The following is a 22,900-nucleotide window of genomic DNA, read 5'->3' on the forward strand; positions in this document are numbered from 1 at the left end:
GGGGGCGGCCGTGCGGAGCGCACATAAACAGAAGGGTCAAGAGTGGGCGGCGTTGTCTCCGGAATACTCGTTGTTTCTGCAGTCATCGCCGTGGGGTACTTCGCCGCCAGGTTCCGCATTCTGGGGCCCGAGGTCCAGACGGCACTGACCCGCACAGCTTTCTACATCACCAACCCTGCCCTGCTTTACACCGTGGTGGCCGGCTCCGATATCCGGGCCGCCCTCGGAACCGACGCCCCGCTGGCGCTGCTTTCAGCAGCGGCGGTGGGGCTTCTTTACTGGCTGCTGAGCTTCCTGTTCTTCCGCCGCCCGGCCGCGGAGACCGCCGTCGGCGCGATGGCCAGCAGCTACGCCAACGCCAACAACATCGGCATCCCGGTCTCGCTGTACGCCGTCGGAACCGCCCAGCACGTGGCGCCCGTGCTGCTGGTGCAGCTCCTGGTCATGGCCCCGTTCTACCTCACGCTTCTTGGGCTGTTCTCCGGCGCCCGGATCTCGTGGAAGAAAGTGCTACTCCAGCCGCTGTCCAACCCGATGATCATCGCATCGGCGCTTGGCGTGGTGGTTGCGCTGACGGGCTGGCAGGCCCCGGACCTGCTACAGAAACCGATCGACATGCTGGCCGGCGGTGCTGTCCCGATGGTGCTTCTCGCCTTCGGCCTGTCACTGGCCGGGAGGGCGCCGCTGCAGAAGGACGACGGCCGTGTTGAAACGCTCGTGGCGACCTTCCTGAAGATCGCCGGCATGCCTTTGATTGTGTGGCTGCTGGGACGCTATGTGTTTGGCCTGTCGGGGCAGCATCTGCTGGCCAGCGTGATCATGGGGACGCTGCCTACCGCGCAGAACGTCTTCCTCTTCGCCTCCCCCTACGGCCGGGGCATGACGGTGGCCCGCGACGTGATCCTCTGCACCACCATCCTGTGCGTGGGCGCGCTGCTGGTGGTCGCGTGGGCTGCGGCGTAGGGCTGCGGGACGTTCGGCTCAGTCCCGGGGTTCCTCCCCGGGGTACTCCCAGGCCCAGCCGCCGATGCCGTTCGGAATCCAGGCAACCTCACCGATCGGTGCGGTCACATCCAGGATGACCATGCCGTTCAGCTTTCGGTCTTTGCCGAAATAATCGGGCAGAAGCTTTGTTCTGTCGGTAAGGCAGCTGTGCTCGATGGAGGACTCAACGGTGTTCATCTGCGCACCGTTGGAGGCATAGCCTTTCCAGTAGTGCGGGCGGAAACTGATCATCCCTGGCTGGCCTTTGACTTCCAGCGGTCCGGAAAACGTTGGGGAGGTGACGATCTCCAGGGCCACCGCGACGGCAGTTCCCTGTGGCGTGGGTGCGTCAGGAGCGTCGCATGTGACCGGCTCAATGGACGTCACCTTGAAGGTCATCGTAGGAGGGGCGTCATATCCATCGGTAACGAGTACGCCCGTTTCACCGATCTCCTGGACCACCTGGCCGCGTTCGTTCGCAATGCCGGCAACGGCCGCCTTGGGGATAGGTGTTGCGCTCGGCGCCGGCGCCTCTGCCGGTGCCGGTGCAACTGAGACCGGTTCTGCTTGGGGCTGCGGGCCGGCGCATGCCGTGAGCACTAGTGCCAAGAGGGCGATTCCGGCGGCGATCCGAGAAGTTTTCATTTCTCCCCATAGATCTAATGGACAGACGTGATGTCGCCATAGTAGCGGCGGGGGTGTCACCTCGGAATAGGGGCGGGAGTTGCGTGACCAACTGGATTTGCGGGTTTTGCGGGGGCAGTTGCTCAGCACGTCCTACCGTCCCGGCGTGGACTCGTTCTTTGCGTGTCTCTGCGCGCGGTGAGTCAGCTTAGACGTGCAATTACATGCTGGCTGACGATCAGGTCCAGATGCGCTCCACCGGCGTTCTTGTACACGGTGATGTCATCCCGCCGGCGCTCGAAGGCCGGTAATTGGGTCAGGTCGAACAGGTCTCCTTCGATGCGTGCCCTGTCGATCACGCCCGCCTCAAGCGGATGAGGATGTCCCCTGCCGCCGCTGCCGATTGGTGGTTGTCAACGAAGATTCGTGCCTTGCCCAGCAGTTCGTTGTCCGCCTCCTGCATGTCCGGGCGGAAGCCTCGTCCTACTTAAAACGCCTGTGAGGATTGGGGTGGCTGGTCTGGGACTGGCTGGCAGAGTAAGTGCAGGCCGTTCCACCCGGCGGTCGTGACTCATCTGATCGGCAATGGGTGGTGCAGGTCTTTCTACAGGCGCATGCATGGCCCATGCTGATCATCAGGACAATGAAGCTCCGGGATTCATGAAAGCAAGCGGCCCCGGACACCAGGACCGCTTACCCAGTGCTATCGACGATAGTGGCTGGCGGTCAAATCGGCACTGTCACGACAGTGCCGCACAGATGTCGAACGTCCGCCCGCTGTTGACTACGGTGCTGACCAGCGTCCCGGTTTGGTCGAGGGTGAAAGTAACCTTGCCGTTGTAGACCGTTGTCGATGGGCCGCCCGGATCCGTGGGGAAGAGAAGGAGCGTCCCGAATCCGGTGATCTGGAAGGTTGTGAGGTTACCGCTTGTGGCCGTCTTGGTGACGGAGCCTTTCGTGTCGAACGTCACGGATTTGAGTATGGTTCCTTTCTTGCCCACGGCATTGAAGATGATCGTTGTTCCGCTTCCTGCGGTGACGGTGTAGATCACGCCGTCTTTCACGCGTGTTTGACGTAGTGCTTGGTTTCCGCCGGAGATGGTGAGGGAGACATCGAAGTTCGGACATGCCGGGAAAGGACCAATTGTTTCCTGGGCGGTGGCCACTTGTGGCGCGACCATGGTTAGGCCAGCGAGAAGGGCGACTGACACGAGCGCCCGCAAAATTTTTTTCATGATGATTCCTCAGCGGTGCATAAAAATGCTGCAGTTGTGAATCCGCCAATCCCCCAGCAGGTGGCGATGTGCATGCCGCCATTGGCACGCGACACCGAGACGTTTGAATCAGCCCGCGTAGGGGCGTCTGTACGTCTGTACGTCCTCTGGCCGCTTCGTCGCGGCGGCCACATCGGGAGCTTAGTATTTCGCTTGGCGCCCCGTCACCCCTATTTGAGGGGCTAACAGGGGCTGTTGTTGCAAGGTTTTCCCAAGGACCGCCTGCCTTCCTAGACGATTTGTTGGCCGAAGGAACAGCCGTCTTCATGACGACAGGCAACAATGCCAATGCCACAATCAAGGCGAGTGGCAGGAACGTCCCGACGGAATCCCGCTCAGCCAGGGCAACTTTTCAGTCACTTTCCCACCCGCCGCCCTTGAGAGCCGATAATGGAGATTCAGTCAACCGGGGGAGCGGGCTGACGAGCCAATCCCTCGGCGCGTTGAACCGCTTGGCCTGCGAATTCTGTGGTGCTGAGAAACGAGAAACGCCCGCCGGAATCTCCCGACGGCGGCCCAGCCCTGCGTCCGTCCCCGGGTGGGCGAGGTCGCGGTTCGACTGGCCCGAGTGATCCCCGGTTGGGTTAGGTTTGGTGCTGCGGCTGCCGCTGGGCTTCGGATGCCCGGGTTCACCGTTGGGGCGCCATCGTGGTGGATGTGTGGGCGGGTTACGGGGCCCTCCGGGTAAACCATGCTTTGGCCTTCGGCCGCCGGATTGACGGCGCCGGGGGCAGTTCCCGGGCTTGTTCGTCGGTGAGGAAGCAGCGGATATGGGTGGTTGTCATGCGCTCGATCATGTTCCGGGCCACGAACTTCGGGCCTGTGCCGGTGGACACAACGATCCCGTGGAAGATGTCCCCGTTGTCATCCAGGATCCGTTCCAGCTTCCCGAGGGCTCGTCCGGACTGGGTGGTGACGGGTATCCCTTTGGGCAGCGCGGTGTAGGCAACCGGCCGGCCCTCATCGTCCACTGCGGGCACCTCCTTTGCGGAGCCACGGTAGGTCAGAACGGTTCTGGTTTAGAACGGTCCCTGGCCGCCGGGGCGGCCAGGGACCGCCGGTTTGGGACGGTCCGTGCGCTGCCGCTGCATGTGCGCTGCAAGGCGCGGTGGCGTTGCATTTCGGTGAATGCCCGACCGCCCGATGTGGCAGCGTTGGCGTGTACCGGGTGTCCCGTGCCGGTCTGTTGGGCCGCGTCGAAACTGCGGCTACTGACTCCCCCTGGTTCACTCTCGATCCGTATCTATATTGGCTGACATAGATTTAAATAGCACCGGGCACGGGGCCGCGCAAGTGTTTTCCGGCCTATTTTTTCACCGAAGAACGGTTGCGCGCCGTACGTGAGTGCTAGAAAATCTATGGTTAATGGCATAGATCACGGGGTGAATGTGAAAACTGGGAGGACGCGTGCGGGCGGTGCTGGCACCCGTAGCTCAGCCGGGAGAGCAGGGGACTTTTAATCCTCGGGTCGTGGGTTCGATCCCCACCGGGTGCACGCCTGGACGTTTCGCGGGCGCTGGTCCGCACAGGTTCAGACGAAGGGGGCGGCAGGGCATGAATCCGGAACTTCAGAGGCTGCGGGCGCTGGCGGCGGTCATAGCCACCGCAGAAATCACCCTGGGCGCGGCATGCCGGACGCTGCGGGAGTCGGCCGCGGCGCTGCTGCGCACGGGGGATGCGACCCTTGCTGACGTCAGTGCGGCGACGGAGTTGGACCAGGGCGAGCTGCTGGAGCTGCTCAGCCGGAACCTTCCGGCACGGGAACCGTTGTGGCGGCACCCGGTATCGAGGGGCTGTCCTAGACGCCCCTATGTCCACCTTTGCAGGCAGATGCCGCAACGGAGGACAACCTGATGATTCCCCCGGGCCGCTGCCAGCGCCGTTGGCATGACGGCGGCCTGGGGTGGTCTGGATGGTTCATTCCTTGTGGCCGTCCTGCCGGGCGGCGGCGCGGGCGCGCTTGAGCTGGCGCCGGAGGCGTGCGTTGTCCAATTCCAGTTCGAGCACTTTCGCGACGCCGGCCAGGTTGAGTCCTTCCTCCAGGAGTGCAGCGATGCGGCGCAGTACGGCGAGGTCGGCTTCGCTGTACTGGCGGGTCCCGCCTTCGGTCCGTTTCGGAGTGAGCAGGCCGCGGCGTTCATAGAGGCGGATGTTCTGCTGGCCTGTTCCAAGCAGTTCCGCCACCACGGAAATCGCGTACAGGCCGCGCGCGTTGCTGCGTTGGTTCGTCATCTGGCTTCCCGTCAGAAAATGGCTGGCTCCCCCTCTTGCACCAGTTTGGCACTGGTGCTATAAAAAATCTATATCCACCGTCACAGATAGTCACGGTGGGTAGCGATGAAACCTACATGCTGAAGGGAGTGGGAAATGATGCTAATCCGTACTGACCCGTTCCGTGAGCTGGACCGGCTCACCCAGCAGGTCTTCGGAACAGCAGCCCGTCCGGCAGCCATGCCGATGGATGCGTGGCAGGAAGACGGGGAATTCGTGGTGGCGTTCGACCTGCCCGGCATCTCGCCTGACGCCGTGGACCTGAACGTCGAAAGGAATGTCCTCACCGTCCGGGCTGAACGCCGTGAGGCCACCCAGCCCAATGTGGAGCTGGTCGTCTCCGAACGGCCGCGCGGTGTCTTCAGCCGCCAGCTCATTCTGGGAGACACCCTGGATACGGACAACATCAAGGCCAGCTACGACGTCGGCGTGCTGACGCTGCGGATCCCGGTTGCCGAGCAGGCCAAGCCGCGGAAGATCGAGATCGAAAGCAAGGGCCAGCAACAGCAGATCGCATCATAGCCCTGCGGCGCGCGCGAGGGGGCGGCCGCCCGGTCCCTGGCCCCCGGGGCCACAGCCGGAGCCGCCCCCGGCGGCTGCCGCCGGAACTGCCGCCACGGCCCTGCGCCGGCTCTTCGGGGGTCGGGGGTGTTCAGCTGATGACCGTACCTGTCCCGGACCATTACGCGGTGCTGCGCGTTTCCCGTGGCGCATCACCGCAGGAGATCGCGCGCGCCTACCGGGCCCTGATGCGCCGACACCATCCGGATATGGGCAGCGCGGACGCTGTGCCGGCAGAACTGCAGCTCATCATGAAGGCTTTTTCCGTGCTCCGGGACCCTCAGCGCCGGCGCGCCTACGACCGGGAAGCCGCCCGCAGCAGGCGTACCGGGCCCGAGGTCGGGGAAAGCAAGGCGCAGTCGCGCCAGGGGGCGGCCGGCCAGGAGCCGCACCCACGGGAAGAACACCGGAAACCGGAAGGGCCCCGCAGCGGCGGCCCGCAGGTGATCCCGGTCCGTGTGATCCGGCGCCCGGAGCCGCCACTGCGCGTCACGCCGGTCCGGTGGGAGAGCAGCCGATAACTCAAGAGCACACGAAGCACGCCCCCGAGGAGGAACTACCACCATGAGTGACTGGCGCCGTTACGACTCACATCTGATCCCGGCCTTTTGCGAGCGTTTCGAACAGCGCTGGGGCAAGGGGACGGCACCCTTCCTGGACCCCGAGGCCCACGAGGAACCCTTGCCTCGGGCGCAGTGGATCAATCCGGCCACCGGCGCCGCCCTGGCCGTGGTGCCCATCTGGACGGACGAGAACGACAGCCAGCACCGTTCCTTCGGGGTGTTCTATCTGCCCCCGGCAGGGGATATCTGGATGCTCCGGCCAGGCTTCACCGCATTCCTGGAACCAGCCGCTGACGACGTCGAGCACCTGGTCGCGCTGCGGAATGACGCGTTCCGCAAAGCCGTAGCCCACGCCAACGAATTCCTCTTCGGGCCGCCCCCACTCGTGGACTGAAGCTATAGCGATGAACCGGCCGGCCTCTACCCTGCGAACCGAGGTGCCTGCCGGTGGACCCGGACCGCGCCGATGACCAGGGTGCCCTGCGCAGCAGCGTGGCGCAGGTCGAGGCCGCCGCTGGTAATGAAGAGGTTGTCCCCGCTGATGACCAGGACGTGCTCGCCGCTGCGCACAGCCTCCATCCACAAGGCATCATCCGGATTTTCGGGGCGGAGCCGGTCCCGGAAGAGCAGCCTGCCGCCGATGCTGAAGGTCACCAGGCCCTGGGGGTCCACGGCAACCGTGCAGCTGGCCGCCGTTTCCGCCACGTCCCCGACAATGCCGCCCAAGTCAGGGCCCAAGGCCAGCTGAAAGCCATGAAAGAGCAGCACCGAGACCAGGGCAGAGGTCAGGTCGCCGCCGCCCTCGCGGAAGGCCACGACCGGGACCAGGGTGTAGGCCAGTACCGGCACCGGCCGACCCTTCACGCCATCGGAGTCCTGTGTTAGGACCATCCGGGCGGCCACGGGGGTGAGCTCGCTGGGAGCCCACGGACCACGCTCGACGCTCAGGCCGGGGCCGCTGCAGCCGCTGTGGCAGACACAGTCGGTGAAGGTAACGTATTTTGTTCCGTCCGGAGCGGTGCTTTCCGTGACGTTCACGAGCAGGGAGAGCGGCTCACCTGGCTCCAGCGGAGCCCGGCAGGCAGCGCACGCGCTGGCCATGGAGGCAGCCGCGAGCACGTACTGCACGGTGTCCCTGCCTTTGAACGATTCCAAACGCCCGTCCCAGGCAACATTGCGTGTGACTGGCATCAGCAGAGCTCCTCCTTGTCCCGAAAGTTCCTTCCTTTCATGCCCCCGGGGTACCGGCTCATGGCCGGGCGCGGCGGCACGGTTCCCCGGGTGACGGGTACCGGGAAACCGTGCGGGGCGTGGCCGCCCTGGCCGCCGATGCTAGGCGCCGATCTGCTGCTGCGTGCCCTGGCCGCTGGTGATCTCAATCTTGCGCGGCTGGGCCTTGGCAGCGACCGGGATGCGCAGGGTCAGCACGCCTCCGTCGTACCCGGCCTTCACGTTGTCGGCATCCAGCGCTTCACCGAGGACCAGCTGCCGGCTAAAGACGCCCTGCGGCCGCTCACCGGCCACCATCTCGGCACCTTCGGGGGCGCCGTTCTTCCGTTCAGCCCGAATGGTCAGGACGTTCCGCTCAACATCCACATCGATCGAGTTCACGTCCACGCCGGGCAGGTCCACCGCGACCACGAACTCGTTCTCTTCCCGCCAGGCATCCAGGGGCATGGCCGCTGGGTGCGCCGACGTGCCCAGCACCTGCTGGGCCAGCCGGTCCAGTTGCCGGAACGGATCGCTCATCATCAACATCACATACCTCCTTGATCATCAACCAAGTGCAGACATCTTTATCCGCTGATATAGATTTTTTAGCACTCCTGTTAACAACGCGCAAGGGTCAGCCAGCAACCTGTCAGGGACCCGGGCACCGGCGTCAGGGATGCACCAGCGGGATAGCCACTGACGGCTTCCACAGCAACCTGAGGACCAGCGAAGACTCCGGGCGTCACCAATCGAGCGGGCCGGCGGCCCGTAATGGGCCTGCAGTTCAGTCGTGGACCCTGTCCCGACGCCGACCCTTCCAACGTTGCGGCGTGTGCTATCAACGGCGGCACAGGCGCCTCGTCCAGCTCCGCACCAGCCTGGCATCGCGGCGAAAGCCAGCCAATACCTCAAGCAGCCTGGATATCCCCGCCGCGAACCGGGCGCTGGAAAAGCTCTTCTAAGTTCGGGGCCCACGACGAAACACCGCCGGCGATAGCCGGAACCCAACTCCGTCACGGTTCTCCCCGGCGTGTTCCAAAAACGCCGACAACCAGGATTTCGTCAACCTGAAGCGGGCCCTCCGTAGGGTAGTCCACCCACGTCCCTGGCCTGGGTTAACACCGCTGCCACCGAGCAGCGGACCGACGACGGAGCTGGGGGCCGCTGGCGTGGGGGGACGCCAGTCGGCTGTCCGCCGCCGGCCGATTACAACTTTACGCCGATGCAGGTAGAGACGGTTTGCCTCCGTTTCGAATTGCCCGACCATCGACCGGCAGTCGGTGTGCCGTCACGCCGACCGGAACTGCGCCCGTCGTGCAGCCACGGCCTGCAGGCTGTCCCGCCAGCGCACAGAGCGGCAGTAGGGTGATGTCATGACCATGGGGGAAGACCACGGCAACAGTCCATCAATCCAGTCACGCCGCTGGCGGCAGCCGCTGGTGCCTGTGCTTGCAGCATCCGCGGTGGTCGCCGGGGCGGCCTTCGTTCTGGCGCCTCGGGAGCAGACCGTTGATTTCTCCTTTGTAGGCGACTCCGAGCAGACGTTCGTGTCGGATCAGATAGTCCTGATGGACACCGGAGCGTGGGCTGGATACCTGCTCATTGCTGTAGGTCTGCTGGTCCTGACCTTCTGGCTGGGATACCGCCTGGGCGTCCAAGGTACCGGGCACCGGGTCGAGAAAAACCCCTGAGCCGCCCGAACTTTCCTCGCGGCCGTACCGCCCGTGCCGGCTAACTGCTATGGCGGGTTGGAGTTCATGACCCCTGTAAGCCTTTGGCCCTGAAGGCATAGGGGCGGCGGGGACGGCCTGGGCCCCATGCTCGACATGGCCTTCGCAGCAGGCAGGCCGGCGGAACGGTATCCAACTGGCCGCGTTGCGTGCGAAACGTCCAATACGTCCGAGGCCGGGAGTTCTCGCAGCTACTTTCTACTCCCGTGGTTTAAACGCCGATAACCGCCGTTTCGTAAACCTGGGCGCATTCGACGCCTGTTACCAGGGCCAGGTGTGCTCGTTCTCAATCCAGTTGTCAGTCGCGACGTGGGGACTGTCAGGTTGGATGAAAGAAATCTGGCGATTGCTAGCCCGCGACCCGCTGCAGCAGGAGGCCTTCAATGTTCGCGGGCGTAGGGTGCGACCTGGCTTTCCTCGTTGAACGGTTCGAACCAGTGCTCGAGTGTCATTGGTGCGAGCCTGAATGCTGCAGTGAGTTCTTCGTCGTGTTGGAAGCCGTCAAGGCTGGGGTCGTAGAGCAGTTCGCTGTCGGTGTCTTCGAGCATCCGGTCGGTGAGCCGTCCTCGCCATCCTGGCTCCAGGTCAAGGTCATAGGTATCGGCGACGACCTCGATTTTGTCGAGCAGGCATCGCACGGCGAGTTCTTGGGCGACGCAGCTGGGCATGGTCCAGTGGCCGGTTAGCTTGGTGGTCAGGTCGGAGGCCATGACGAGGAAGCGCCGGGCGAATAGTCCGTCGTACTTGGTGGCGTATTGGGGTGGGAGGCTCCACAGCACCCAAGTTTCGTCGATGTCCTCCCGCGTGATGGCTTCCTTTTCGTACAGGGCGGCGACGTCCTGGAAGAGCTCGTCGATGAGGACGATGGAAGCATGCCAGATCGCACCAGCCAGAAGGCGGGCACGGACCAGCCCGCGGTCACGCTCGGCGCCGGGTACCTCGGCCATCCACTCCAGGGTTAGTGAATCCAGTTGGGCACGGTCTTCCTCAGACAGCACACCGGGATGGGGGACATAGCCAAGGTCCTGCAGCGTGAGGCCCTTGATTCGGTCCGCGTTCGCGAAGAGCTCCGCCAGTGCCGCGCTGTCGTCCGTGTTCATGCCACCGATGCTACCGGCCGGCGGCCTGTGCAGGGTTCGTTGGGGATGGGGTTTGTCTAGATGGTCGGGCGGAGGCACGACGTTGGGCTTCCGCCCCGATCATCGCGTGACCGCGGCCGTATCCATGCGCACCTGCACCCTCACCGGCTTCCACTTGATGCCCGATACCAGCTTGTTACCATGATCGGCCTCATACGCTACTGGTGGCGTACGGGCGCGGGGTCAATTGTCGCGGGCATCACTGTTTCCCAGCATCGCAGGGCGCAATCTACTCCGCTAAGAACCGCCACTTGGCGACGGTTGGAAACAGCTAGGGAGCGTCGATCGCCAACTCCTCCGGCTCGAGCGGTGGTAACGCGTGCCGCTTGCCAGTGGGGTCAATGCCGATATAGTAGTGCCGTTTCTGGGGCTCAAGGACAAAGGACGATGGGTAGTTCACGTCAGGGCCAAAGCCCCTAAGGCGCCACTCACCCTGCCGGTCACCACTTTCCAGTAGCGTTCCCATGATCTTGAGAGTCTGGGTGATTTGAATCCCAGCCTCTCCGTCGATTTCGGTCCACCATGCTGTAGACCCGCCTACTTGATGACCTCTTTGAGATTGTCTAATTACCCACACCCATTGGCTGACTGGGGCGCCAATTGGCATGAAGCCGCCATCTGTACGGCCAGTACTTCCAGCGCCTTCTAGGCGCACATGGCGATTGGCAAGCGAAAGCTGCCTATTCCTGAACTGCCGCGTCATGGTGTGAGTCGAAACCGTCACAGGATGCGGGCCGTTGTTGCTGAAGGCCACCCGCACAACAGCAAAGAGCCACTGGTCGTCATCTCGCGTTTCGAAGAACACGTGGCCTGGCTCTACCTGCTGGTAATTGTCATCGTCTAGCTTCGACCCTATCGCGTACCCGAAGGGCAGTGGCCGTCCATCATCATCGACATCGCTAAAGGAGACGGAGACTGCGGGACCTTGGGCTTCCATTCGGGAACGTATGGCTTCCCCTGCCATGATTTCAGAGTGCTTAGCTTGCTGCCGGGTGAGCTGCAAGGCCTCATTTGCCGCGTTCACCGCTCTTTCGCTCGCGTCAGCCGACCTTTTTGCCTCTTCCACTGACCTCTTTGTTTGAACTGCTTGTACCGCGATGACCACCGCAGATACTGCGGTGGCTCCAGCAGCAATTGCAGTGGCAATCGCCGAGATCATCGTCCAAAATAGCGTTGCTTCTTCCATTCGATGTGCCTGTCCCCGCTTTGCCGTGTAGGTTGCTTCGGCCAGTCAACGGCCGAGCAATTCGCCAAATTTGATGCTAGTCGCTGCACGATGAGTAAAAGCCATCTCGCCGCGGGCGTCCGCAGTGCCAACGTGAAAGGGTCAAAATCCTAGTCGTCCGCCGCAGGCTGCTCGCCTCCCTATAGGCTGTCTTGAAGGCCTCGCTTGCAGGGCAATTTGAGAATTTGGGGGATTTATGAAGAAGGCATCGCTAATATTCATGATGGCGACGGGGCTGGGCCTGGCAGGATGCGCCAATGGGGCTCCAGAAGCGGCATCACCAAGAACGACAGCCGCGACAACTTCTCCCACAGCAGATTCAAATGCATCGGCATCGCATGGCGCCGCGACTACTGCTGCCCCCATCTCCAAGCCAATCGCGACAACTGGCTCCTACGAGGCCGACGTGACCAAGCTGGGCATCAAGCCAGACAACATGCAGAGCTACGCCTCGTGGATGAAGGAGCAGATCTGCGAGCAGGATCGTACTGGCCTCGGCATCGCTGTCCGCAGTATCGGCGGCGGAACCCCTGCTGATGGGGGTGGCATCGAAGTCGTCCGGTTGACCAACGCCTACTTCTGTCCCACAAAGACCCAGGAGATAGAGGCCGAGCTCGAATACTTCGGGAAGTAGCTGTCCGGAAGGAACCTGCGAGATCCCTTGGCTTGCCGGCTAGGGAACCACGGTTAGGCATGGCCCAAGGACGCTGACCTGGCGCCAACTCGAGGGAGACGGATCCGGCGGCCGGCGCCTCACTCATGATTGGCAATACAGTAAGTGTTTTGCGTCGGGCCGCGGCCCATTGAGCCGGGTCAGTCAGGGGACCGAGATGCCAACTTGCATGAGACGGATGACCTCGATCCGTGGATCGCCAGAGTCGTTGTGAATGTTGCTAAAAAACTGAGAGCGAACAGTGCGAATTGATTCATCTGATGAGATACGCAGAGTTCAGGTTGACATAATCTCCATTATCGGCGTTTCAAAAACGCCCGGGCAGGGGCGCGTTGTCGGCCGTGGATTAGCGAGTGCGCACTCCGGCGCCGCTGTGGCGGTGCCCGGGGTTTCGTTTGAAACGTAGGCTTGCTCAGGTCTGCTTGGGGTCGTTCTCCTCCGCCTACCCCGTGAGCTAGCGACCGGCGTTACGGGCAGGGGCGGAGCTTCGACGGACGACGAGCGTCGGCGGACTGGGATCGCGGTCAACCTCCCGGCCTTCGATCGCGCCCAGGAGCACGTCAATGCTGGCTGCCGCGAGCGTAGTGAAATCCTGTCGCACTGTCGTCAACGGAGGCAGAAAATAGTCCGATCCCTCGATGTCGTCAAAGCCAACAACGCTAACATCCTCGGGCACCCGCACACCCTTCTCAGCAAAGGCCCGAATCACTCCAAGGGCTGTGTGGTCGCTCGCTGCGACAATAGCCTGGGGGATGTTGCCCTCCTCCACGAGCCGCAAGCCCGTTTCGTAGGCCCATTTTGGGCTCCAGTCACCCTCAAGGCAGAGCCCCGGGCGGAGGCCTGCATCTCGCAGGGCGGCCTCCCATCCGCGCTTGCGGACCCGGCCATCAAACCATTCCATCGAGCCCGCCAAGTGGGCAATGTCGGTGTGGCCGAGGTCGATGAGGTGCTGTGTCGCCATGCGCGCCCCCAGCTCCTGGTTCTCCGAGTACGTGAAGACATTGGGTGTCGAAGACGCTCCGGCGGCGATCATCTCGACGGGAACCCGGACCGAGGCGCTCCAGACGGCCGAGGCCATCGATACGACCGGCGCGATGGCAATGATTCCGTCCACACCGATGTCGTCCAAGGTGTCCAGAGCCTTGTGCACCGAATCTTCGTAGGGCGCCTCCACTGTGACGACGTTCGTCGAATAGCCCTTCTTCCGGGCGGTGTTCTCAAGGGCCATGAGCGTCCCGACCGGGCCAAAGCGGGGCGAGCCGTCAGTCAGGATTCCGATGGACGTCGAGCGGCTCGTTACGAGCGTGGTCGCCGCGCGATTGCGGCGGTACCCGATGTCCTTGATAATTTGCAGCACCCGTTCGCGAGTTGCGGCGTTGACATCGGGCGCATTGTTAAGCACCCGCGAGACCGTACCGTAAGAGACGCCCGCAATCCGTGCAACGTCATTGATGTTCGGCTTGCGGCGCGAAGGTGATTCTGGTGGCCTTGCTTCGGCGTCCTTTTGCCTGATTGCTCCTGCCACGAACTCTCCTGTCTATCCCTCCAGCCGCACGGGAAGCCTGACTGCCTAATTAAGCTTACAGAGCCACGAAGTTCTAAAGCTGTAATTATCCTTCCACTAAAAATCTCCCGATGTGACTCTTGACACAACTCTCGTGAACGTTCACGATAGAAACCGTAAACGTTCACGAAGAAGTGGAAAGGAGTGCAGGATGCATGACTACATCGAGCAGATCCTCGCGCTCCGCACCGACCTCGAGCCCCACAACATCGGCGGCGCCCAGTGGACGCACGCCGAAGAACTCCTAGCGGATACGGGATGCACACGCGAAGATCTCGCGCTCGGCATCCGAATGTTCGTACCCCACCGCTCCGCGGCGGTCGTCGGCGTCTTCGAGGCCGGCGTCCTATGGGCAAGCCTGGTCGTCGCTGTCGACTCCTCAGGTCTGCCTGTGTCAGTAACAACAGTGGACGGCGACGCCGTTGAGCTGCGGGGGGACATGGCCGCAGTGGCGGGCGATGCAGTGCGGTGGGTTCACACCCATTACGGACCGTGCTCCCTGGGCCTCTTCTTGGATAAACCCCATGCGGAGGCCCTGCTGAATGCCTCCGACAAGGCTGCGGCCATCCGCGCGGCATCGGCCGCCGGCGGGCTCGTACTGTCTCCGCTGCCCCCTGCTCTGGCGACCGCCCTCGCCTGAGCCGCCCCACCCCACAAGACTCCAATATCCCCACCGTGAAAAGCCATGCCCGAAACGGGCACCACCGGGGTCGCCGACGACCAACTGAAGGGAAGACGAGAATGAGAAGGTCAGCAACAGCCGGGGCCCTTGCCCTCGCCACGATCGCTGCATTATTTACTGGCTGCGCCTCGGACACGGGGGCAGCGCCCGCTGGCAGCCAGAACCCACTCGCACAGGTCAAGGCAGAAGACCTCGTGCCCAAGGACATCGTCGGACGCGGGCCGAACGGTGTAAAGTCCGGGACCCTTGACGACATCAAACTGACCGAGGCGGAAGTCAATCAGGCCAAGCAGCGGAAATTCCGGGTCGGCATCGTCATGCAGACGATGAACATCGAGTGGTCCACCGAACAGGTTCGGGCCATTACCGACCGGTTGAAGAAGTACGACGCCGAGGTTGTTGGCGTGGCCGATCCCAACTTTGATGTCCAAAAGCAGGTATCAAGCATCGAGAACATGATCCAGCTGAAACCGGACGCGATCATCAGCATCCCGGTGGACGACACCGCTACGGCCGAGGCTTATCGCAAGATTGGGGCTGCCGGCATCAAGCTCATCATGATGGACAACGTGCCCACGGGACTGAAGTACCCGAAGGACTACCAGGGCATGGTTTCTTCCGACAACCAGGGCAACGGCGCCGTCTGCGCCGAGGCACTGGCCAAGCACATCCCGCAAGGCGGAACCGTCGGCGTGCTCGACTTCGGAGTCGACTTCTTTGTGACCAAGGAACGCATGAAGGGCTTCGTCGGCTGGATGAAGGCCAACCGCCCCGACATCAAGATCAAGGTCGCCGAATTCCTCGATCCGGCTAACTCAGGCAAGGACGCCGGGAATTTCCTCACGGCGAACCCGGACGTCCAGGGAATGTTCACTGAATGGGAAGTCCCGGCAGTGGGCATTGACCAGGCCCTGCGGGCCCAGGGCAAAACGATGCCAATCACCGCAGTCAACATCGCCTCCGATGTGGCGGCCGACCTCGCTACCGGCGGCAACATCAAGGCCCTGGGGGCCCAGGTTCCCTACGACCAGGGCCTCGCCGAGGCTGACATGGCCATCAAGGTGCTCCTGGGCGGCACCGCTCCCAATTGGCTTGCTTTCCCCGCAGTTCCGGTTCTCCAGAACAACGTCCTCCAGGCGTGGAAGCAGGTCTACCACCAGGATCCACCCAGCCAGCTCGCAGAGGCCTGCAAGTCCACCGAGGGCTGCGGGTAACCCCAACAACCCAATATCCCGAAATACCGACAAGAAAACAGGAGCTGTAGATCATGGAAATCATTCAGGACCACAATGGAGTGCCTGCAAAGCACGGACGCGCTTTCGTCAACGGAGTCAGGCTCCATTACTCCATCGCCGGCGAAGGTGAGCCGCTGTTCCTGCTGCACGGTGTGCCGAAGACGTCCTACCACTGGCGCCGCATCATTCCTCTGCTGACCCCTTACTACACGGTCATCGCACCGGACCTCCGGGGCTTGGGCGACTCCGAGCACCCACAGGGCGGCTTCGACATGAAAAACATGGCCGAAGACATCGCGCAGCTTGCCACGCACCTCGGCTACGAGAGCTTCTACCTCGTCGGCGAAGACTGGGGCGCCTCGACCGCTTACCAGGTCGCAGCCCAGTACCCGGAGCGGGTGAAGAAACTCGTTTACCAGGAGATGATCCTGCCCGGCTTCGGGCTCGAGGACTATTCCTTCCTGACCAAGGAGAACGTCAGCACCTACGTCTGGCTCTGGCACATCAACTTCTACAGTGTGCCGGACTTCCCGGAGCTGCTGATCACTGGCAAGGAACGGGAGTACTTCAACTACTTCATCAAGCACGAGACTCACAACCCCCAGGCCATCACCCCCGATGCTCTAGACGAGTACGTGCGCTGCTACTCCTCTCCTGGAGGCCTGCGGAGCATGTTCGCCATCTACCGGGCCACACTCGAGGACGCCGAACAGAACCGCGAGGCCGCAAAGACCAAACTGACCATGCCGGTCCTGGCCGTTGGCAGCGAGTACTTCATCGGAGCCGACAACGAGCGGCAGATGCGCGAAGTCGCCGAGGACGTGCGAGGCGTGATCCTACCCTGGGGCCACCAGCTGGCAGAAGAGGACCCGGAGGCCCTGGCCGAGGCTTACCTGCAGTTCTTCAAGGAATAACAGCAACACCCGCGCGGGACGGCCGCCCGGCCGTCCCGCGCGGCCTTAGAAGTCCAAACACGAGGACGACGCGCAACCGGCGACCTCGGTTCCCTCAATACATTTCATTCCCCTCAGGTTGAAGTCCGCCACAGGCTTCCCTGGCCACCAAAAGGACCAACTGTAATGACACGCAGAAAGACGCTCTCCACCGCGGCCGGGCTGCTCACCGCGATCGCCATTTCGCTGTCCGGATGCTCCAGCGATGCTGGCGGCGGAACATCCCCGGAACGCACAGCCGTCAACGCCGCATCCATCACCCCCGCCGGAATCGTCGGTCAGGGCAAGAACGGCGAGAAGCCAGCACTTGCGGACGCACTCAAACTCAGCGACGCAGACAAGAAGAAAGTGGCCGAGGGCAAGTTCACCGTCGGCATCTCGATGAACACCATGGACATCGACTGGTCCCGGCTGACGATCGAAGGCATCCAAAAAACCCTGGGCGACCTCGGCGTCAAAGTCATCGGAGTCACCGATGCAAAATTCAAAGTCCAGCAGCAGATTGCCGACCTCGAAAACCTCATCACCAAAAAACCGGACCTCATCATCAGCATCCCCACTGACGATGTAGCCACCGCCCAGACCTACAAAAAGGTCGCGGACGCCGGCATCAAACTCGTCTTCATCCACATGCCCGCCTCCGGGCTCTCTTACCCCTCGGACTATCAGGCAGTGATCGCCCCGGACAACCAGGGCAACGGACAAATTGCCGCGGCCGCCCTCTCGGAATTCATCCCGCAGAACGGGACAGCCGGCATCGTGGACTTCGCTGTCGATTTCTACACCACGAACCAGCGCACCCAGCGGGTTAAAGAATGGTTCAAGGAGAACCGCCCGGACGTGAAAATCAAGGAAGTCGGCTTCACGGACACCAATGCCGTCGGACCGGCCGCAGCCAATTTCATGACCGCGAACCCTGACGTCAAAGGGCTTTTTGTCATCTGGGATTCACCGGCCATGCAGTCCGTCGCCGCCCTCCGCAACGCAGGAATCAACGTCCCGATCACGACAATCGACCTCGGCACCGAAGTCGCCGTAGAGATGGCCAGCGGCGGCTACATCAAGGCCATTGGTGCCCAGGAGCCCTACAACCAAGGAGTCGCCGAGGGCATGGCTGCCGCGCACGCCCTGATCGGCAACAAGGTACCGGCCTGGGTTGCTCTTCCGGCCGTCGCCGTTACGCCCGGGAACCTCCTGGAGAAATACGAAACGATCTTCCATGCCAAGCCGCCCCGGGAAGTCCTGGACGCATGCAAGTCCTCGGGAATCTGCGGAGGCCAGTGACATGGCCACTAACAAGCAAACACCCACGGAAGACACCGACATGAAAACGGCGACCGAAGTGGGCGAAGCAGGGCAGGCCTACGCCAAACCAATTCTTCAAGCCCGTGGCGTCAGCAAGGCTTTCAGCGGAGTTTATGCCCTGAAGGACGTCGATTTCGATCTGCGTCCCGGCGAGGTCCATGCACTCCTGGGCCCCAACGGCGCCGGCAAATCCACGTTGATCAAGATCCTCGACGGCGTCCAGCCACAGGACGAAGGACATGTCGAAATCGACGGACGCGAACGCGTCGAGTCGGACATCGCGACCGTCTTCCAGGAGCTCAGCCTCGTCCCGTCACTCTCAGTGGCCCAGAACATCTTCCTCGGCAACGAGCTCCGAAACGCCTTCGGGATCGTCCAGAAGAAGAAGATGAACAGCGTAGCCCAGGAACTCCTCGACTCGCTCGGGCTGCACCTGCCACCTCAGGAATTGGTCGAGAACCTCTCCGTCGCCTCCCGTCAGCTTGTCGAGATCGCCAAGGCCATCCACCGGAACGCCCGCGTCCTGGTGCTGGACGAGCCGACGTCGACACTGACCAAGGCCGATGAGCTGCTGCTGTTCAAGAGCATCCGCGACATCCAAAAGTCCGGCGTGGGCATCATCTATGTCACCCACCGCCTCACGGAGGTCTTCGAACTCGCCGACCGGGTGACGATCATCCGCGACGGCAAGAAGGTGCTGACCGCCGACGTAGCCGATATGGAGATGAGCTCGCTGGTCCGCGAGATCACAGGCGTCGAACCCCAGGAACCCGGGCCGCCGAAGGAAGCGTTCGACAGGTTCGCCCGTCCCGAACTGCTGCCCAACTCCTCCAGCGGACCGAAACTCCGGGTATCCAAGTTGGCCGGGGACCGGTTCTCAGACATCAGCTTCACCGCTGAGGCTGGGCGGATCATCGGCATCGCCGGGCTGATCGGGACCGGCCGCACCGAGCTGCTGGAAACCATCGGCGGCATGCGCCGCAGCACCGCCGGGGAAGTCATGCTCGATGGCAGGACAGTCCGTTTCAAGCACCCGTGGGAAGCGCTCAGCGCCGGGGTCGCGCTCGTCCCCGAGGACAGACACCGCTCGGGTGTCGTGCTGCAGCATTCGATCCAGCGAAACCTGACCCTGGCCCACTACAAGTCACTGCGGAGGGGCGGGCTCGTCGACAACAGGGCGGCACGGTCACTGATCCGCGGCCTCGTGGAGACACTTCAGGTAAAAGCGAACTCGATCGACAGCCCCGTCCAGACACTGTCCGGCGGCAACCAACAGAAAGTCGTGTTCGCCAAGTGGCTCCAGCCGGGGATGCACCTCCTGCTCCTGGACGAGCCGACCCAGGGCGTAGACGTCAGAGCACGGCAGGAGATCTACCGGGTCATCCACCGGTTCGCAGAAGAGGGAGCGGCCATCGTCGTGGCCTCCTCCGACTTCGTCGAGCTCCAGGAGCTGTGCGACGAGATCTACTTCATGACCTCAACATCCATGAGCGAACCGGAGAAAGTCACCCCCGGCATGACTGACCAGTACATCTATTCAAGACTCAATGAAAGGGTTCGTGAGAGCCATGAGCGCGATCACCAACAGCTTTAGCCTGACCAAACCGCAATGGGGCGGCCGGTCCGCCATGGACTTTGTCCGCGAATACTTCGTCTATATCGCGCTCGTGGCCCTGGTGATTTTCTTCTCCATAGCCTCGCCTGTTTTCTTCAGCGTGCAGAACTTCGCCAACGTCGGCCGGCAAACAGCGATCGTGTCCATCATCGCCGTCGGAGTTACGCTCGTCATCGTCAACGCCCAGATCGACCTCTCGGTCGGAAGCGTCTTCGCGCTCTCCGGAATGGCCTCAGCCTTGGCGCTCCAGCACCTGTCCAACTTCTGGGTGCTCGGGGCTCTGGCGGCCATCGCCGTCGGCGTCGTCTTTGGATTCGTCAACGGCTTGCTGACTGTGAAGCTCGGGATACCCAGCTTCCTGGTCACCTTGGGGATGCTCGGCGTCGCCCGCGGGATAGCGTTGCTCATCACGGACACCCGCCCCGTGCTCATCGCCAACCGGCCCTACTTCAGCATCTTCGGTGACAGCAGCATCCTGGGCGTTCCCATCGCCGTCGTCTGGACCATCGTGATAGTTGCACTCGGCTTCGTGCTCCTGCACAAGAGTGTCTTCGGGCTCCGGGTCTTCGCCACCGGAGGGAACCCACAGGCGGCGCGCTTCACCGGCGTCAAGACGCACCGCACCGTGATCCTGTCGTTCGTCATCACTGGCGCTCTCGTTGGTGTTGCGTCGCTCCTGTTCACCGGCATCGCCCACGCCGCCCGCCCGGATGTCGGCGTCGGCCTCGAACTGGATGTCATCGCCGCCGTCATCCTTGGAGGCGTCAGCCTCTTCGGCGGCAGGGGAACGATTATCGGAGCCCTTGCAGGATCCCTGATCATCGGCATGATGAACAACGGGTTGGTCCTCATGGGCGTTGATTCCTCGGTGCAGCAGATCATCAAGGGAGCCATCATCATCGCCGCCGTGTCCCTCAGCAAGAAATAGCAGAACCCGCAAAGGAACGATTGAAATGTCAGCCGAAGCAAAGAACAACGGATTCTTCCAGGTAGCCCAGAACGGAGACGGAGCGTGGAGCTTCGTTGACCCCGAGGGCAAGCCGTTCCTCTCCCTCGCCCTGAACCACATCGACGACACCGACCTGCGCTACCCGCACAACGCGGAGATCTTCGATCGCAAGTACGGCTCGCGCGAGGCCTGGACGAAGGGCGTGGTCCAGGACCTCCAAGACCTGAACTTCAACACGATCGGGTGGACGTCGCAGTACATCAGCGGCGGCTGGGGTGAGGCCCTGGACTGGTTCGGGGACCCCGTGGACCTTGGCCACTCACTCCCCTGGCCCGACCAGCACCTGCTGGACTCCGGCATGCCCTACGTCGTGCAAATCCGCGTGCAGGAGATCGAGGACTGGAACGGCCACCCCGCCTTCCGGGACGTCTTCGGGGAAGACTTCCAGAAGTACGCCGACTGGATCGCCCGACGGATGGTCTCCGACCACAAGAACAGCCGGAACCTGATCGGCTACTTTCTGGTGGACATCCCAGCCTGGCTGCCCCACGCCGCGGGTAGGTTCTGGCCCGGATTCGAGGGGCTCAGCCAGGAAGAGCACGACAAAAAGCTCTTCGAGGTCGCAACCCAGTACTACAAGACCATCACCGAGGCGATTCGCCGCTACGACCCCAACCACCTGATCCTTGGCGACCGCTACAACGGTAATAAAGGCATCCCGGAAGCGGCGCTGCGCGCAATGGTCCCCTTTGTGGACGTCCTCTCCGTCCAGTACTTCACCGGGAAGTCGGACGAGGAATACAAGACCATGATCGAAGACCTTCGCGGCTGGCACGAACTGACCGGCAAGCCCGTGGTCATCGCAGACATCGGCAACTGGGTACCCACGGACATGAACCCCCACCGGACAAGCGACATGACCACCCACGCCGAGCGCGGCGCGGACTACGCCAACGGGCTCGCCAAGGTGATGGCCGAGCCCTGGATCATCGGCTGGCACTGGTGCGGCTACATCGAGAACCTCGGCCGCGGCTGGGGCATCAAGGACCCGAAGGACGAGTTCTACACCGACATGACCGACCGGATCCGCGAAGCCAACGCCCAGGCACAGGCTACAGCCCAGCAACGGAAATGACAGCCCACCCCTCCTGAACACCGGCTCCGGGAGCCACCCCCGCCGCTCCGGCGGCGGGCCAACCTGCGGGCGACTGCGCCAAACGACGCACCCGACTGCCCGCTGCAACTCCCAGCGCTGCTTCGCCATCGTTCGAATTGCACGTCGGTGGCGAAGCAATAGTTCCCCCGATACTCCGTGGATGCGGAGGCTGAATCGTAAACGTTCACGGAGCACATTACGGCAGACTGCGCCTCCTCTTCCCGCAAGAGCCGGGGCTCCTGATCAACGACCCCTGATCCTGGGGGCGCTCGGACAGCAGGAGGGCATTGCCCTTGCCGTCGCCTTGGCCCGCATACGCAGGCCCCTCGCAACATTCTCCTTTGAAAGGCAGAACCATGAAACTCGGATACTGCACCATTACCTGGGGCGGCGTCGTCGGCCATCCGGTCGGCGTGACCAGCGTCAAGGACCTCTTCTATCTGACGCACGGGTCAATGGACACCGCCGTCAAAGACATCGCCGCGGCCGGATACCAGGGCGTGGAAATGTTCGACGGAAACCTCGCCCACTACGAGGACAACCCGGAGCAGCTCCGCGGCATTCTCGAAGAGGCCGGTGTCTCCCTCGTCAGCGTCTACACCGGGGCAAACTTCGTCTACGCGGACATCCTGCCCGACGAGCTGCACCGCATCCAGCGTGCCGCCGAGCTCGCCGCGACCTTCGGGGCCGAACGCCTCGTCGTTGGAGGCGGCGCCCGGCGCGCCGCGGGCACCACGGACGAGGACTACCGGCGCCTCGGCGAGGCCCTGGACCGCGTCACCGACATCGCCGAGACCGCGGGGCTGACCGCCACCTACCACCCGCATCTGACCACCATCGTCGAGAGCCCGGATGAGCTGGAACGCCTCATGCCCCTCACCCGGATCGGCTTCTGCCCGGACACCGCACACCTCGCGGCAGGCGGGGCGGACCCGGCCGCTGTCATCCGCAAGTACCCCGAGCGGATCCGCCACGTCCACCTCAAGGATCTGCGAAAGGACCCCTTCTCCTTCCTGCCCCTCGGGCAGGGTGAGCTGGACTTCCCAGACATCGTCCAAGCCATCAAAGAGAGCGGCTACGACAGCTGGCTCATGGTTGAGCTCGATGAGTACGACGGCAACCCAAGGGAGGCGGCTGAGATCAGCCGCCAATACCTCGAAGAGCTCCTCCCCTAACCCCAACGCA

Annotated in this window: 25 protein-coding genes and 1 tRNA gene; 16 read left to right on the forward strand and 10 right to left on the reverse strand. The window is 62.8% G+C overall.

Annotation, left to right across the window (positions count from 1 at the left end):
* The first annotated feature begins 42 nt into the window (after positions 1 to 42).
* Entirely contained in the window at positions 43 to 963 is a 921-nt protein-coding gene (locus tag R5O87_RS13570; RefSeq protein WP_410557318.1) for an AEC family transporter, read from the forward strand.
* Positions 964 to 981: 18 nt separating this feature from the next.
* On the opposite strand, the gene R5O87_RS13575 is transcribed toward R5O87_RS13570, so the two are convergent.
* The 4 genes from R5O87_RS13575 to R5O87_RS13590 form a co-directional block, all read right to left on the reverse strand.
* Entirely contained in the window at positions 982 to 1,629 is a 648-nt protein-coding gene (locus tag R5O87_RS13575; RefSeq protein WP_410557317.1) for a hypothetical protein, read from the reverse strand.
* A gap of 182 nt (positions 1,630 to 1,811) precedes the next feature.
* A complete protein-coding gene (locus R5O87_RS13580) occupies positions 1,812 to 1,967 on the reverse strand; it encodes a hypothetical protein (protein WP_410557315.1) in 156 nt (51 codons plus the stop codon).
* A 381-nt stretch (positions 1,968 to 2,348) separates the two neighbouring features.
* Entirely contained in the window at positions 2,349 to 2,843 is a 495-nt protein-coding gene (locus tag R5O87_RS13585; RefSeq protein WP_410557314.1) for a hypothetical protein, read from the reverse strand.
* Positions 2,844 to 3,550: 707 nt separating this feature from the next.
* Complete coding sequence (locus R5O87_RS13590; protein WP_410557312.1) at positions 3,551 to 3,853, reverse strand: hypothetical protein; 303 nt, start codon at positions 3,851 to 3,853, stop codon at positions 3,551 to 3,553.
* A gap of 451 nt (positions 3,854 to 4,304) precedes the next feature.
* Here R5O87_RS13590 and R5O87_RS13595 point away from each other — a divergent pair.
* Positions 4,305 to 4,377 (forward strand) — tRNA-Lys (locus tag R5O87_RS13595).
* A 59-nt stretch (positions 4,378 to 4,436) separates the two neighbouring features.
* The gene (locus R5O87_RS13600) at positions 4,437 to 4,736 is read left to right on the forward strand and encodes a hypothetical protein (RefSeq protein WP_410557311.1); all 300 of its coding nucleotides are present in this window, start codon (positions 4,437 to 4,439) and stop codon (positions 4,734 to 4,736) included.
* Positions 4,737 to 4,799: 63 nt separating this feature from the next.
* Here the strand turns inward: R5O87_RS13600 and R5O87_RS13605 are convergent, their stop codons facing one another.
* The gene (locus R5O87_RS13605; RefSeq protein ID WP_410557310.1) at positions 4,800 to 5,114 is read right to left on the reverse strand and encodes a MerR family transcriptional regulator; all 315 of its coding nucleotides are present in this window, start codon (positions 5,112 to 5,114) and stop codon (positions 4,800 to 4,802) included.
* A 138-nt stretch (positions 5,115 to 5,252) separates the two neighbouring features.
* Between R5O87_RS13605 and R5O87_RS13610 the strand changes: the two genes are divergently transcribed.
* From R5O87_RS13610 to R5O87_RS13620, 3 genes are all read left to right on the forward strand, one after another.
* Positions 5,253 to 5,675, forward strand: coding sequence for an Hsp20/alpha crystallin family protein (locus R5O87_RS13610; protein ID WP_410557377.1), 423 nt, complete (start codon positions 5,253 to 5,255; stop codon positions 5,673 to 5,675).
* 137 nt (positions 5,676 to 5,812) lie between these two features.
* On the forward strand, positions 5,813 to 6,235 hold the full coding sequence (locus R5O87_RS13615; RefSeq protein ID WP_410557309.1) for a J domain-containing protein: 423 nt from the start codon (positions 5,813 to 5,815) through the stop codon (positions 6,233 to 6,235).
* A gap of 43 nt (positions 6,236 to 6,278) precedes the next feature.
* Positions 6,279 to 6,671 (forward strand): hypothetical protein, encoded by a 393-nt coding sequence (locus R5O87_RS13620; protein WP_410557308.1) that lies wholly within the window; start codon positions 6,279 to 6,281, stop codon positions 6,669 to 6,671.
* Between the two features lie 26 nt (positions 6,672 to 6,697).
* On the opposite strand, the gene R5O87_RS13625 is transcribed toward R5O87_RS13620, so the two are convergent.
* On the reverse strand, positions 6,698 to 7,468 hold the full coding sequence (locus R5O87_RS13625; RefSeq protein WP_410557307.1) for a hypothetical protein: 771 nt from the start codon (positions 7,466 to 7,468) through the stop codon (positions 6,698 to 6,700).
* A 141-nt stretch (positions 7,469 to 7,609) separates the two neighbouring features.
* Positions 7,610 to 8,035, reverse strand: a complete 426-nt coding sequence (locus R5O87_RS13630; RefSeq protein WP_410557306.1) for an Hsp20/alpha crystallin family protein — start codon at positions 8,033 to 8,035, stop codon at positions 7,610 to 7,612.
* 827 nt (positions 8,036 to 8,862) lie between these two features.
* Between R5O87_RS13630 and R5O87_RS13635 the strand changes: the two genes are divergently transcribed.
* A complete protein-coding gene (locus R5O87_RS13635) occupies positions 8,863 to 9,180 on the forward strand; it encodes a hypothetical protein (RefSeq protein WP_410557305.1) in 318 nt (105 codons plus the stop codon).
* Positions 9,181 to 9,599: 419 nt separating this feature from the next.
* Here the strand turns inward: R5O87_RS13635 and R5O87_RS13640 are convergent, their stop codons facing one another.
* Both R5O87_RS13640 and R5O87_RS13645 read right to left on the reverse strand, forming a co-directional pair.
* The gene (locus R5O87_RS13640) at positions 9,600 to 10,319 is read right to left on the reverse strand and encodes a hypothetical protein (protein ID WP_410557304.1); all 720 of its coding nucleotides are present in this window, start codon (positions 10,317 to 10,319) and stop codon (positions 9,600 to 9,602) included.
* Positions 10,320 to 10,629: 310 nt separating this feature from the next.
* Positions 10,630 to 11,544: a hypothetical protein gene (locus tag R5O87_RS13645; protein WP_410557303.1), complete on the reverse strand. Its 915-nt coding sequence runs from the start codon at positions 11,542 to 11,544 to the stop codon at positions 10,630 to 10,632.
* A gap of 235 nt (positions 11,545 to 11,779) precedes the next feature.
* Between R5O87_RS13645 and R5O87_RS13650 the strand changes: the two genes are divergently transcribed.
* Positions 11,780 to 12,217 (forward strand): hypothetical protein, encoded by a 438-nt coding sequence (locus R5O87_RS13650; protein WP_410557302.1) that lies wholly within the window; start codon positions 11,780 to 11,782, stop codon positions 12,215 to 12,217.
* 493 nt (positions 12,218 to 12,710) lie between these two features.
* Here the strand turns inward: R5O87_RS13650 and R5O87_RS13655 are convergent, their stop codons facing one another.
* Complete coding sequence (locus R5O87_RS13655) at positions 12,711 to 13,781, reverse strand: LacI family DNA-binding transcriptional regulator (protein WP_410557301.1); 1,071 nt, start codon at positions 13,779 to 13,781, stop codon at positions 12,711 to 12,713.
* A gap of 190 nt (positions 13,782 to 13,971) precedes the next feature.
* Between R5O87_RS13655 and R5O87_RS13660 the strand changes: the two genes are divergently transcribed.
* From R5O87_RS13660 to R5O87_RS13695, 8 genes are all read left to right on the forward strand, one after another.
* On the forward strand, positions 13,972 to 14,460 hold the full coding sequence (locus tag R5O87_RS13660; protein WP_410557299.1) for a hypothetical protein: 489 nt from the start codon (positions 13,972 to 13,974) through the stop codon (positions 14,458 to 14,460).
* 101 nt (positions 14,461 to 14,561) lie between these two features.
* Positions 14,562 to 15,716, forward strand: coding sequence for a substrate-binding domain-containing protein (locus R5O87_RS13665; protein WP_410557298.1), 1,155 nt, complete (start codon positions 14,562 to 14,564; stop codon positions 15,714 to 15,716).
* Between the two features lie 53 nt (positions 15,717 to 15,769).
* Positions 15,770 to 16,651 (forward strand): alpha/beta fold hydrolase, encoded by an 882-nt coding sequence (locus tag R5O87_RS13670; RefSeq protein ID WP_410557297.1) that lies wholly within the window; start codon positions 15,770 to 15,772, stop codon positions 16,649 to 16,651.
* Positions 16,652 to 16,816: 165 nt separating this feature from the next.
* Positions 16,817 to 17,974 carry a substrate-binding domain-containing protein gene (locus tag R5O87_RS13675; RefSeq protein ID WP_410557296.1) on the forward strand — a complete coding sequence of 386 codons (1,158 nt, stop codon included), beginning with the start codon at positions 16,817 to 16,819 and terminating at the stop codon, positions 17,972 to 17,974.
* Between the two features lie 40 nt (positions 17,975 to 18,014).
* Positions 18,015 to 19,589 carry a sugar ABC transporter ATP-binding protein gene (locus tag R5O87_RS13680; protein ID WP_410557295.1) on the forward strand — a complete coding sequence of 525 codons (1,575 nt, stop codon included), beginning with the start codon at positions 18,015 to 18,017 and terminating at the stop codon, positions 19,587 to 19,589.
* Positions 19,564 to 20,538, forward strand: coding sequence for an ABC transporter permease (locus R5O87_RS13685; protein ID WP_410557294.1), 975 nt, complete (start codon positions 19,564 to 19,566; stop codon positions 20,536 to 20,538). Before R5O87_RS13680 ends, R5O87_RS13685 begins: the two co-directional genes overlap by 26 nt.
* Before the next feature lie 25 nt (positions 20,539 to 20,563).
* Positions 20,564 to 21,694 carry a glycoside hydrolase 5 family protein gene (locus R5O87_RS13690; protein WP_410557293.1) on the forward strand — a complete coding sequence of 377 codons (1,131 nt, stop codon included), beginning with the start codon at positions 20,564 to 20,566 and terminating at the stop codon, positions 21,692 to 21,694.
* Positions 21,695 to 22,071: 377 nt separating this feature from the next.
* A complete protein-coding gene (locus tag R5O87_RS13695; RefSeq protein ID WP_410557292.1) occupies positions 22,072 to 22,890 on the forward strand; it encodes a sugar phosphate isomerase/epimerase family protein in 819 nt (272 codons plus the stop codon).
* The last annotated feature ends 10 nt before the right edge of the window (positions 22,891 to 22,900 follow it).

The sequence above is a fragment of the Arthrobacter globiformis genome, assembly GCF_046536215.2.
Classification (GTDB): Bacteria; Actinomycetota; Actinomycetes; order Actinomycetales; family Micrococcaceae; genus Arthrobacter; species Arthrobacter globiformis_E.